Raw genomic sequence first — 12,947 nt, 5'->3', positions numbered from 1 at the left:
AATTACACATATATTTTAATAAGTAACATAACATACTATTAATCGATTTATAAAAAATATAATTATATTTTTTATAATATTATTTAATTTTTAACTTCACTTTAAATAAGTTTCAACTTGATCCTTACACTTCGACAATAGAATAAAAGATTTTGCTTTGCTCTATACTTATCATATTAAAGAAAAAAATATATTTTTAAATAAAAAAATACTTTTCATATATAAACGAAATTTATAAAAAATATTTAAAAAAATTACTATAATAGGCATATTAAAGGAATGATTTTAAATATCAATAATCACTGATAAATAATAATTCAGTAAATATAAATTTTATTTGCACTTTTATAGTATATAAATTCAACATAGACGTTACATTATTAGTTAGATTGCAAACCATTAAAATATTTTAATGATTATTTCTATTAACATAAATCTTATAAAATAAGATAAAATAAATGATTTAAAAATAACTTATTCATTTTCTTTCTAACTGTTTTTAAATGCCATTTTTAATACTAATAAATATATAAATGTAACTTAGTCCAAATTTATTCATATTTATATAAAAATATTTATTTTAGAAAATATTATAAATAATAAGTAATTGACTATAGACTAAAATAATTAATTTTTATTGAATGAATATTCTTATCTAATCTAAAATGCTCAATTTAGAGGAATTACTAAATCAAAGAAATTTATAGTAAATAATTACAATAAATATATAATATTATTATAATTTTTAGTGTTATTTATTATAGCATTGATTTATCTACATATACTAAAGTTCAAATGTTTTTTAATTGTTATGATCATTATTATACATTTTAGTAATTTTAAAAAACACTAGTATAATTATATAGATTTAATATTATCAAACTTAATTATTATTAATTTACTATGTTATCAACCAGTAAAGAATGTTTATGATCAAATATATATATATAATATTCTTACTGTATTTAATAAATAAACTGTATTTAATAAATAAAATCATTATAATAATAATATAGTAAAATATACTATCAATTACTCAACTTTTAAAGTTGCTTTTAAATTGGTATTTAAATATTTTGTCATCTCTTGTAAAGATGTTTTTTATATGAATAATTTATATTCAATTACATTTTTCTTATAATATAATATAATATAATATAATATATAGTATATATATACCCTTACTATTAAGTGTATGAATTTGAAATTTAATTATTGGTTTAAATAACCTACAGTACTTTTTTAGTAAATATTTTGATATAAATATTATGTAAAAAAATTAACATATGCATATTGTTTATATACATATAAGTAATACATTAATATATATATTAAATTTTAAAGATTTTCAATAAATATATTTAATTAAAAATAACCACCATTAATCATTAGGAAATATATAGAAATTACTAGAACTTTTATATAGAGAAAAATTTATAGAAAACCATCAAAATATGCTGATAAGCTATATCATCTTAAATTCTATGTAATTCTACTTATATTCGATGCTGTATTTTTTTACCTAATATATAATACATGGTGGTATAGTAAATATTATTAATGACGTAATAATGGAGCTTGTAGTTGCTGCCTAATTAAAGCCGCAAATTCATCCATAGAAGGTTGTTCTGGATGTTCAAATAGAGTTTCACTTGCTAATTGAATTTCTGCTACATAAGTATGTATTCTTTCTCCTTTTTCATCTTCCATTATTACATGATACCATGGTTCAGAACGCAATGAATCAATTGCTTCAATTGATTCAGGCTTAGGTTTATCTAATGAGTATTCTGCATCAACATCTACTATAACACCAAGTACACCAGAAAGACGATGTCGAACTTGCTGTCCAATTCCAAATTTACTAGCAATCATTTTAACCTCCAGAATATTGCTATATTTAGTAAATATGGTGGCAACACCAGTATTTTCAAGCTAAATAATAATTCTAAATTAAAGAATTTTTAAAGTCTTATTTAATAGAAATTATTATTGACTTTTTATAATTTTATAAAAATAAAGTTTATAACTATATAAAAATAAATTAAGTTATATATATGATATATATCATTAATTAAAAATTCTTTAAATATATAATTATTAAAAATGAAATATTTTGGTAATAATATTTTAACTTGAACTGAAATAATTTAACTGATAATGATACTATAGTAATACATTAATTAATACTTATTAATACCTAATATGACATTTAAATATTGCTTAATTATAAACAATTAATAGGTTTTGGTAGCCCTGCAATTCTAGTGGCTTGTTTTACTGGTCCTTCAGGAAATAATTGAAATAAATAACGACTATTACTTTTTTTACCGTGTTTTTGTCCCATAAACTTTACTAACATGCGAACTGTAGGAGATATATTAAATTCTTTATAGAATTGACGTATAAAGTAAATAACTTCCCAATGAGATTCGTTCATCACTATTAATTCTTGAGCTGCAATACATCTAGCTAAAGACTCATTCCAATCTGTAAAATTTTTTAGATATCCTTCTTGATCAGTAGCAATATCTTTACCGTTAAATTTCATCATGATCCTATTTAAAATCGTTATCCTTATTTAAATTTTATCAATTTTTAATATATTTAAAATATTAATGTTATTAATTTATTACTGGATATATAAAACTTATATCAATTAAATATTTTTTTATTCATAAATATAATATTTACACAAAAATAATTAGTATTTAAATACGAAATTTAATATGTATTAATATACATCTTATAATTAATTAACTTAATTATTTTGTATTCGTTATTAATTTTTAATATTAATTAACTTTATTTTTCAAAAAAAAATTATGTAACATTATTATCAATAATATTAATAATATAAATAAATAAATATTATTTTTTACAAATATTTTAAAAAATATCCTATTAATAGAATATTTTAATTCTTTTTTATGGAGAAAACATAAATATATAGTAAATATTATACATTTATGTTATTATATTTAAAGTACATATGGAGGGATGGCCGAGTGGTTTAAGGCAGCGGTCTTGAAAACCGCCGATGGGAAACCATCCGAGAGTTCGAATCTCTCTTCCTCCGAACTTTATATATATAAAAAATATAGTTTTAACCTTTAATTAGTTAGAATGAAGATTAAAGAATTAAATTAATAGATATATCTATATTTATAAAATTTAATTTAAAATTTAAATATTCTTATAAACTGATGAAATTATTTTCATTATAATTAGTATATTAATATACTAATTATAAAAGTTAATTCCATTTATTGACGATAAGCCGTTTTTATTTGAAGAATAGTATTACTAAATATTTTAGCTCTAGCTTTATTTTTTAAATTTTGGATATAACTTTCCATGTGTATTATTACTTTACCAGCATCAGCTTGCCCCATTCCTTTTAAAATAAGAGTTATTAACATTTTTAAGCATGCAACTTCATCTGCTAGTGCTAAATTTTCCTCTGAAGTTATAAAATCTTTATCTCCCATATTTATAATATTCTCCTTTAATTATTAAAATATTTTAAAAGTTATGGAGGTAAATATACTATTAAAAATATAAATTTGATGTGTTAAAATTTTATATTCATTTTTTGTGAAAATACTAATATAACTTTTTTCTTAATGTAAAATACGTTAACATTTATTAGAACTTATATTCTTTTTATTTAAAGACTTACAAGTATTCTACTTATAATTTTCAATATAATTTTTTTGTTTTAATTGTAATTAAGGTATAAATTATATAATAAAAAATTATTATATACTATTTCTAACATGCCTTTAAAAAAGTTCAAAGAATTCAAAATTTAATAAGATATAAAATTATTTTATATTTTTGGTAATTTATTATGTCTATTTTAGTACATGGTAGTGAAAAAAACACAACTGTGAAGAATATTTTTAATTTTAAAGAGTTTTTAAGTCATTTAACTACTCAACCTGGCGTTTATCGCATGTATAATAAAAATGGCATAGTTATTTACGTTGGCAAAGCTAAAAATCTTAAAAACCGTTTAAGTAGTTATTTTTATTCAAAGATAAATAATCGTAAAATTGAGATACTAGTAAATAATATTCAAAGCATTGATGTAATAGTAACACAGACTGAAACAGAAGCACTATTGCTTGAGTATAATTATATTAAGCTTTATCAACCACGATATAATGTAGTATTTCGTGATGATAAATCATATACTTATATTTTTCTAAGTAATGATAAACATCCACGTATTACAATGCATCGTGGTACTCAAAATAAAAAAGGTGAATATTTTGGGCCTTTTTCAAACCGTTTTGATATACAAAAACTTTTAAAGTTAATACAAAAAATATTTCCAATTCGTCAATGTAAGAATAATGTTTATCGAATTCGATCGAGACCATGTCTACAATATCAAATTGGTCGTTGTCTTGGACCATGTATTTCTGGACTAGTAGATGAACAAGAATATAAAGTTCAAACAAATTATGTTAGAATGTTTTTGACTGGTAAGAGTAATAAAGTAATTGATAAAATAGTAACACGAATGGAAAAAGCTAGTATTGCACTACATTTTGAAGAAGCTGATCGATTATATAGTCAGATTAAAGAAATTAATACTATTACTGAAAAACATTGTATTTTTAAAAATATTTTTTTAAATAAAAATTATCAAGATAATATCGATGTCATCGGATTAGCTTATGATTATGGAATTATATGTTTACATATGTTATTTATTCGACATGGTAAAGTATTAAGGAATAGTAATCATTTTCTAGAGTTATCTATTTCTACTGAACTTATGAAAGTTATACAAAAATTTATTACTGATTTTTATTTTAGTAATAAAAAAACACTTGAATTTCCAAATAGTATTCTTATACATTTTAATTTACCAAAAGCTAATCTTCTTGAAGATTTACTAAGCAAAATCGCTGGACATAAAATTAATATCCAATATAAATTACATATTAATGATATATGTTATCTTAAATTAGCAAAAATTAATGCAATGAATGCATTAAAAAGTTATATTTCGCAGAGCTTAATTATTAAGAAACGTTTTATTGCATTAGCAACTTTTTTAAAAATAGATAATATTAATCGTATAGAGTGTTTTGATATAAGTCATACTATGGGTGAGTATACAACTGCCTCATGTGTAGCATATAATAAAAATGGACCTGTATTCTCTGACTATCGTCATTTTAACATTGATGGTATTTTACCTGGTGACGATTGTGCAGCAATAAAACAAGTACTTTTTCGTCGATACAACAAAAATATAGAAAAAAATAAAATTCCAGATTTAATTTTAATTGATGGTGGTAAAGGTCAATTATTACAAGCTGAAAATATATTTTCAGCATTAAAAGTTTCTTGGAATAAAGATCATCCTGTGTTACTTGCAATATCTAAAGGTAAATATAGGAAAACTGGCCTAGAAACTCTTTTTTTAAAAACAGAAGGAAAGGGAATATTTTTACCACATGATTCTCCTGAATTGCATATTATTCAGCATATTCGTAATGCTGCTCATAACTATGCACTTTCTAGTCATCAAAAAAAACAAGTAAAAATACAGTGTACTAGTTCTTTAGAAAGAATTAAAGGAATAGGACCAAAACGTCGACAAAAACTACTTAAATATATGGGAGGATTACAATCATTAATAAATGCTAGTGTTGAAGATATTATTAAAGTGCCTGGTATTTCTTTTATTTTAGCTAAAAAAATTTATCATTCGCTTAATTATTAACTTAAATTAAAATAAACAGTTTAGTAACATAAACATGTTACAAGATAATTATTAACATATGCAATTTAATATTCCGATATGTCTTACTATATTTAGAATAATTTTAATTCCTTTTTTTGCTATAGTATTTTATTTACCCTTTCATCAATCAGCTTTTATAACCGCATTAATTTTTTTAATTGCTGCGATAACTGATTGGTTTGATGGTTTTTTAGCTCGACGTTGGAATCAAATAACTCATTTTGGAGAGTTCCTCGATCCAGTAGCTGATAAGATAATGGTTGTTATAGCGTTAGTCATTATTATAGAATGTTTTCATGTGTGGTGGATTACCTTACCAGCAGCTACTATTATTATAAGAGAAATAATTATTTCTGGTTTACGTGAATTAATGGCAGATATTGGTAAACGTAAAAAAATAGCTGTATCAAGTATTGCTAAAATAAAAACAATGCTACAGATGTTATCATTGTTTTTATTATTGTGGCGTCCAGATATTATTGCAATAGGTATAGGAGTTATAGGATTATACATAGCTGCTTTTTTAACATTTTGGTCAATGTTTCAATACTTAAATGTAGTATATATTGTATTATTTTATAAAATTCATTGTTAATATTTTAATAATATTAGTAAATAAAATGATTCTATAAGTAAGATAGTTTTATTGACTTATTTAGTAAAGTAGTATATATCTAAAATTTGTATTATTATATTAAATGTAAATATTATTTTTTAATAATTGTGATTTATTGAGATTGTGCATCTATCTATAAAATAAAAAATGTATTTTATTAAAAATTAAAGATATATTATATTAAAATAATTTAAATTTATTTACTTGACTAAAATAATTAAATTCTAAATAAAAATATAAATTTAATTATAATATTAAATAAAGTAAATAGGCGCGTTGGCAGAGTGGTGATGCAGCGGATTGCAAATCCGCCAACCTCGGTTCAATTCCGGGACGCGCCTCTGCTGTATAGTATTTTTTTTTGGCCCGGATGGTGGAATTGGTAGACACAAGGGACTTAAAATCCCTCGACTTATAGTCGTGCGGGTTCAAATCCCGCTCTGGGCATTGTACTTATAAATATATAATTTTATTATTTTTGATTTAGCTATGTAAAACTCTTATAAAAAGTAATATATTAATTAATTATTAATATATATTTATTATAAATAAATCAATTCAAATTTTTAATAAAAAACATCATTAATTGCTATAAGATAGCAATATAATATTAAATTATAGTAATATATAGTATATATATTTTAATTATTAAATTTTATTTAATAAATACTAAACTAATGCTGATTAAAATCAATATAAAATTCATTTAAGTCATATAAATTGTTTTGTCATTTATAATTTATTTTATTTTCTTATATTCTATCTTAGTTAAGGTATATTATTTATATAAATATCTTAAATAAAATAATTAATCTAATTATTACTTTAATATTTATTAAATTTCAAATAAAAAAAAGAAAATAAAGTGTTAACTTTTTACTTTTCGAGGCTTTTAGTATATAAATACTAATATATTTTTACTATTAATTCAAAATCAACTTGAATTATCAATTCATTTTTATATTTAATTTTTTTTAAAAATAATAATTACCGCTTAATTTTTTAAATATTTCTTAATGCTTTTTATTTTTCATTAGAATATTTGAATGTTTCTTTAACTTTAATAAATTTTTATAAATTACTTTATATTTTTATAGTATGAAAAAATATTTTCATACTATTCAATAGATATATAATATCTTACAACTATTAATAATAAAACAGTAATGAATTGTTCTTATCATTTATGATTATTTAATTTAATCACGTTATAAGTTTAATTTAACTTGATATTATTTAGGATAAATATCATGCCGGTTTTACATAATTTTATTTCCAATAAAGAACTAAAAAAACATATGCTTAATGAAAATAAAGAACGCACTACAGTATCTTTTTATAAGTATTTTCAAATTTTAAATCCAAAAATATTTCGTGATGATCTTTATATCAATTTAACTAAACTAGAAGTATTTGGTCGAGTTTATGTTGCTCATGAAGGTATAAATGCGCAAATTAGTGTACCAACTAACCGATATCAAAAAATGAAAGAAATGATTTATACTTTTGATCCTGCATTGAATAATATCCGTATGAACATTGCATTGGATGATAATGGTAAGTCTTTTTGGGTTCTTCGCCTAAAAGTACGAAAACGTATTGTAGCAGATGGTATAGAAGATAACAGTTTTAATTCTAGCAAAATAGGGAATTATATTAAAGCAATAGATGTAAATAGAATGCTAGATGATCCTAATACTATATTTATTGATATGCGTAATTACTATGAATATGAAGTAGGACATTTTGATACTGCTATTGCGGTGCCAGCTGATAGATTTCGTGATCAATTACCAATGGTAGTTAATATGTTGAAAAAGGAGAAACATAAAAATATTGTTATGTACTGCACTGGGGGTATACGTTGTGAAAAAGCTAGTGCTTGGATGAAGTACAATGGTTTTCATAATGTTTATCATATTGAAGGTGGAATAATTGAATATATTCGTTGTGCACGTCAACTAGGTTTACCTATACGTTTTAGAGGAAAAAATTTTGTTTTTGATGAACGTATGGCGGAACGTATTTCTAAGGATATTATTTCTAGCTGCCATCAGTGTAATATGATTTGTGATAGCCACACTAACTGCATTAATAATTCTTGTCATCTATTATTCATTCAGTGCCCTAGTTGTGCTAATAAATATAATAATTGTTGCAGTATATTCTGTATGAATCATTTAAATCTTTCGTATAAAGAACAAATTAAAGCACGTTTAACTAAAAATGGAGCTAATGCTAATAAAATATTTAATAAATCATATGGTTTAATAAAATATTATAATACTCATTTCAAAGAAAATTAAATATAAGATTTTATCTTTGAATTTTAGAAATTTATGTTTATGATATAAATCATTATACCTTCCTATTAAAATTAATTAATATTTAAAATATTAATACAATAAATATATTGTTATATTTTTTTATATATGAGTTCTATGTTAATTTTTTTAAAAAAATTATTATATATATTAATAATATATTATATTGCATTTATCATTTATATTAAAAACAGACAGATGTAAATAATATGTCGTTATTTATTATTAAAAGCACCTCTAAAGGGTGCTTTTAATAAACACTATATATTAGTGCTTTTGATTATTAAGTAGATACTGTTCTGTAGATTCTATTTTTGCAATACCAGCTTGGAGTATTGAAATAAATTGTTTGGCTACATCAGTAGTCAACCAATAGGTTAACCCTATGTCAGCTTCTTCTTTATTTTGGTCTTGCGATGATAGTGAGTGCAAGCGAATCATCATGGCGTTATAGCTGTCTACAGTGCTGATATCCCATCCTACTAATGGATAAGTTTGAATGACATCTTTATTTCTGTCCACTATAACCTCCTTAATTAGTTAAAGGAAGAGCTTATTAAGATTTAATTATTTCTATCGTGTACTAATAAGATATTTATAACTAGACATTATGTTTTTTAAAATTGGCTTTAAAATAAGAAAAACAAAAATTGTTAAATAATTAATTTAAAATATAATTAATAATTCTACATATTTTTGCATTCATTTAGTATACATCTACAAGAATGATAGTATAGTTATTATGCTATAGAATATTTATTCTATAGAGTAGTGTAAAAATATTGTAGTAATTTCTTTTAAACACAAGGTTTAGTGTGTTAAATATTAAAAAAGTAAATCTAATGTTTAAACTTTAATTGAGTTGATGTTGATGTTGATTATGAATGTATAATACTATATTATACTATTATACTAGTTTAATATGTGATATACAATGCAAAATTTATCTTTATAAAAAAAAGAAAAAATACAACTAGCTAGATTCTAATGAATATTACAGGATAAAGACATAAAAAATAATGTTTAAATATTTTTAGTTTTTTATTAAAGTATAGACGTATGCAATAAATGAATATATTAATTCATATTATAAAATATATTATAGTTAATTAAAAGATAAAATATAGTAATTTTCAATATATTTTTTTCTAAAATTTTATATTTAGCTTATACATTACTTTTAATCCGCCAATTTAAAACTTTACCAGCTAAAAATGGAATTAATGTATTATTATAAATTCCATTTGGAACTTTCCAAGGTTTACGTACTAAAGTAATTGTAGTTTTATTTAAGGGTAAATTATAAAATTTAGCTCCATTTTCTGAACAAAATCTTTCAAAATATTCTAGGGAATTTATTTCTTCAAATATTGTTGCATACGCTGGTAATGCACTTGGTGAGTTAAATACTCCAGCGCAACCATAACTAGCTTCTTTAAAAAAACGTAAATGAGGTGCAGTATCAGTACCTAGAAAAACACGACAATGCCCACTGGCAATTAATTTATGTAGTGCGTTTTGATGTATATTCCTTTTAAGAATAGGAAGACAATAAAGATGTGGATTTAATTTATTTACTAACATATGGTTACGATTAAACATTAAATGTTGTGGTGTTATGGTTGCACCTAATAGTTTATTGCCAGAAGCTACATACTGAGCAGCCTCTTTAGTAGTAATGTGTTCCATGACAACTTTTAATCCTGGTAATTGTTTACGTAAAGGCTCTAAAATTATTTCTATAAAACGTGCTTCACGATCAAAAATATCAATATGTGGTTCGGTTATTTCTCCATGAACTAAGATTGGCATACCAATTTTTTGCATACGTTCTAATACTTTTTGTATACGAGTAATTTTAGTAACTCCAAAACTAGAATTTGTAGTAGAATGTACTGGATAAAATTTAGCAGCTATAAAAATACCTTCACGATACCCATGTTCAATTTCATTTGGATCTATTGAATCAGTAAGGTAACAAGTCATTAGTGGTATAAAATTATGTTTTGTAGGTAATGCAGCTAGAATACGTTTACGATACGCAATTGCAGTCTTTATACTAGTTATAGGAGGAATTAAATTAGGCATAACAATAGCCCGACTATTTACTTTACTGGTATAAGGTAACACGCGTTTTAGTATATATCCATCGCGCAAATGTACATGACAGTCATCAGGACTACGAATTGTAATTTGTTTTTGTTTGACTATCATTTAAGATCCATGCTGAAGAATATTTCTACCTATCTATTCTATCTATCTATTCTATTTTAGATTAAAAATTACTAAATATACAAATAATAGCTTATACGTAAATTATGATGAATATTTCGAACTATTATGAAAATATATCTATATTTATATCTATATTTTAAGTTACTTAACTATGTGTATTAAAAAATTAAAATATATGTATTAGTTATATTAACTTATAAATATTTAAGTATAAAAAAATATATTTTAATTTAACATTTGTATAAATTTATTTTAAATTAATTAATTATAAATAATATATAATATTTATTTTTATAATAAAAGATACCTAAACAAAGAAATTATAACATTAATTATACTTAATGTATTTAAAATAATACATAAGTGTATTTAAAATAATAAATAAGTAAATTACTAATAATATAAAACATTAATTATTCCCTTATGAATTTATTGAAATCTCTGTTTACGATTAGTTCAATAACTTTTTTATCTCGTGTATTAGGCTTTATAAGAGATGCTCTTGTAGCATCTATTTTTGGAGCTGGGATATCAACTGATGCATTTTTCATAGCTTTCAAGTTGCCAAATTTATTGCGAAGGATTTTTGCTGAAGGTGCATTTTCACAAGTTTTTTTACCGATACTTGCTGAATATAAAAGTAAACAAGGAGATAATGTGACTAGAAGATTTATTTCTTATGTTTACGGATTACTAACTTTGATACTTATCATCATTACAATTTTAGGAATTTTTACTGCACCTTGGATTGTTAAATTAATAGCTCCAGGTTTTGTTAATTCTATAAGTAACTTTAATTTAATTACTACACTATTACGTATAACATTTCCTTATATTTTACTTATATCTATAACTTCATTGGGTAGTGCTATCCTTAATACTTGGAATTATTTTTCAATTCCAGCATTTACTTCTACATTATTAAATTTGAGTATGATTGGATTTACGCTATTTGCTATACCGTATTTTCATCCACCTATCATGGCTCTTGCATGGGCAGTATTAGTAGGTGGTATGCTTCAGTTATGTTATCAGCTTCCATATTTAAAAAAGATTAATATGTTAGTTTTACCTCGTATTAATTTTCAAGATATAGGTATATGGCGTATTATACTAAAAATGGGTCCAGCTATTTTAGGTATATCTATTAGCCAAATTTCATTAATTATAAATACTATTTTTGCTTCTTTTCTTATTTCTGGATCAGTTTCTTGGATGTATTATGCTGATCGATTAATGGAATTTCCTTCTGGGATATTAGGAGTAGCAATTAGCACTATTTTACTTCCTACTTTAGCTAAAAGTTTTATTAACGGTAATTATGATGAATATTCACGCTTAATGGATTGGGGTTTACGATTGTGTTTTTTACTAACTATGCCAAGTATGATTGCTCTTATTATTTTGTCCGGTCCTCTAACAATAGCATTATTTCAATATGGTAAGTTTACTTCTTTTGATAGTTATATGGTGCAAAATGCATTAATTGGATATTCTATAGGATTAATAGGGATCATATTAGTTAAAGTACTTACACCTGGGTTTTATTCTCGTCAGGATGTTAAAACTCCTGTAAAAATTGCTATTTTTACTCTGATAATGACACAGTTAATGAATTTACTCTTTATAGGAATTTTTAAACATGCTGGTTTATCTTTATCTATTAGTTTGGCAGCATGTTTGAACGCCGCTTTACTTTATTGGCAGCTCCGTAAAAAAGATATTTTTTCTCCTCAAACCGGATGGTTTAAATTTTTCATGCAAGTATTAACTGCAGTAATAGTAATGGCAATATTTTTATTAATTATTCTACAGATAATCACATCATGGGAAATAGGACCAATGTGGTGGCGTTTATTACGTTTAACGATAGTTTGTATTATAGGTGTAATAATATATTTTTTAACACTTATTATACTAGGTTTCCGTATAAAAGATTTTGTCTGTAGTAAATATTCATATAAATGAGATAATTATTAAAAATATTTAGTATATTTATACTTTT

Annotated in this window: 9 protein-coding genes and 3 tRNA genes; 7 read left to right on the top strand and 5 right to left on the bottom strand. The window is 23.1% G+C overall.

All coding sequences use genetic code 11. The features are described 5' to 3' along the window. Positions 1-1,557: 1,557 nt before the first annotated feature. Both hspQ and FD728_RS01780 read right to left on the bottom strand, forming a co-directional pair. The gene (gene hspQ, locus FD728_RS01785; protein ID WP_159934200.1) at positions 1,558-1,875 is read right to left on the bottom strand and encodes a heat shock protein HspQ; all 318 of its coding nucleotides are present in this window, start codon (positions 1,873-1,875) and stop codon (positions 1,558-1,560) included. Positions 1,876-2,227: 352 nt separating this feature from the next. Beyond that, positions 2,228-2,551, bottom strand: coding sequence for a TusE/DsrC/DsvC family sulfur relay protein (locus tag FD728_RS01780; protein ID WP_159934198.1), 324 nt, complete (start codon positions 2,549-2,551; stop codon positions 2,228-2,230). Between the two features lie 443 nt (positions 2,552-2,994). On the opposite strand from FD728_RS01780, the gene FD728_RS01775 reads away from it, so the two are divergent. Continuing rightward, positions 2,995-3,079, top strand: a tRNA-Ser gene (locus FD728_RS01775). 187 nt (positions 3,080-3,266) lie between these two features. Here FD728_RS01775 and FD728_RS01770 read toward each other — a convergent pair. Beyond that, complete coding sequence (locus tag FD728_RS01770; protein WP_159934196.1) at positions 3,267-3,491, bottom strand: DUF2594 family protein; 225 nt, start codon at positions 3,489-3,491, stop codon at positions 3,267-3,269. Positions 3,492-3,892: 401 nt separating this feature from the next. On the opposite strand from FD728_RS01770, the gene uvrC reads away from it, so the two are divergent. The 5 genes from uvrC (at position 3,893) to FD728_RS01745 (ending at position 8,689) form a co-directional block, all read left to right on the top strand. Further along, positions 3,893-5,746 (top strand): excinuclease ABC subunit UvrC, encoded by a 1,854-nt coding sequence (gene uvrC, locus FD728_RS01765; protein ID WP_159934482.1) that lies wholly within the window; start codon positions 3,893-3,895, stop codon positions 5,744-5,746. Between the two features lie 58 nt (positions 5,747-5,804). Next, on the top strand, positions 5,805-6,362 hold the full coding sequence (gene pgsA / locus FD728_RS01760; RefSeq protein ID WP_159934194.1) for a CDP-diacylglycerol--glycerol-3-phosphate 3-phosphatidyltransferase: 558 nt from the start codon (positions 5,805-5,807) through the stop codon (positions 6,360-6,362). 291 nt (positions 6,363-6,653) lie between these two features. Further along, a tRNA-Cys gene (locus FD728_RS01755) sits at positions 6,654-6,724 on the top strand. 23 nt (positions 6,725-6,747) lie between these two features. After that, a tRNA-Leu gene (locus FD728_RS01750) sits at positions 6,748-6,830 on the top strand. Positions 6,831-7,633: 803 nt separating this feature from the next. Continuing rightward, the gene (locus FD728_RS01745; RefSeq protein ID WP_159934192.1) at positions 7,634-8,689 is read left to right on the top strand and encodes a rhodanese-related sulfurtransferase; all 1,056 of its coding nucleotides are present in this window, start codon (positions 7,634-7,636) and stop codon (positions 8,687-8,689) included. A 285-nt stretch (positions 8,690-8,974) separates the two neighbouring features. On the opposite strand, the gene bssS is transcribed toward FD728_RS01745, so the two are convergent. Both bssS and pyrC read right to left on the bottom strand, forming a co-directional pair. Then, positions 8,975-9,229, bottom strand: coding sequence for a biofilm formation regulator BssS (bssS, locus tag FD728_RS01740; RefSeq protein ID WP_159934190.1), 255 nt, complete (start codon positions 9,227-9,229; stop codon positions 8,975-8,977). Between the two features lie 645 nt (positions 9,230-9,874). After that, positions 9,875-10,921: a dihydroorotase gene (gene pyrC, locus FD728_RS01735; RefSeq protein WP_159934188.1), complete on the bottom strand. Its 1,047-nt coding sequence runs from the start codon at positions 10,919-10,921 to the stop codon at positions 9,875-9,877. Positions 10,922-11,365: 444 nt separating this feature from the next. On the opposite strand from pyrC, the gene murJ reads away from it, so the two are divergent. Next, positions 11,366-12,910 carry a murein biosynthesis integral membrane protein MurJ gene (gene murJ / locus FD728_RS01730; protein ID WP_159934186.1) on the top strand — a complete coding sequence of 515 codons (1,545 nt, stop codon included), beginning with the start codon at positions 11,366-11,368 and terminating at the stop codon, positions 12,908-12,910. Positions 12,911-12,947: the final 37 nt, after the last annotated feature.

Source organism: Pantoea sp. Aalb (genome assembly GCF_009829985.1).
Lineage (GTDB): Bacteria > Pseudomonadota > Gammaproteobacteria > Enterobacterales > Enterobacteriaceae > SZZU01.
This window is presented reverse-complemented; position numbering and strand designations above follow the sequence as displayed.

Bases quoted from the DNA above. Each gene is read 5' to 3' on its own strand.
- hspQ (WP_159934200.1), bottom strand. From the start codon at position 1,875: ATGATTGCTAGTAAATTTGGAATTGGACAGCAAGTTCGACATCGTCTT.
- FD728_RS01780 (WP_159934198.1), bottom strand. From the start codon at position 2,551: ATGAAATTTAACGGTAAAGATATTGCTACTGATCAAGAAGGATATCTA.
- FD728_RS01770 (WP_159934196.1), bottom strand. From the start codon at position 3,491: ATGGGAGATAAAGATTTTATAACTTCAGAGGAAAATTTAGCACTAGCA.
- pgsA (WP_159934194.1), top strand. From the start codon at position 5,805: ATGCAATTTAATATTCCGATATGTCTTACTATATTTAGAATAATTTTA.
- FD728_RS01745 (WP_159934192.1), top strand. From the start codon at position 7,634: ATGCCGGTTTTACATAATTTTATTTCCAATAAAGAACTAAAAAAACAT.
- pyrC (WP_159934188.1), bottom strand. From the start codon at position 10,921: ATGATAGTCAAACAAAAACAAATTACAATTCGTAGTCCTGATGACTGT.
- murJ (WP_159934186.1), top strand. From the start codon at position 11,366: ATGAATTTATTGAAATCTCTGTTTACGATTAGTTCAATAACTTTTTTA.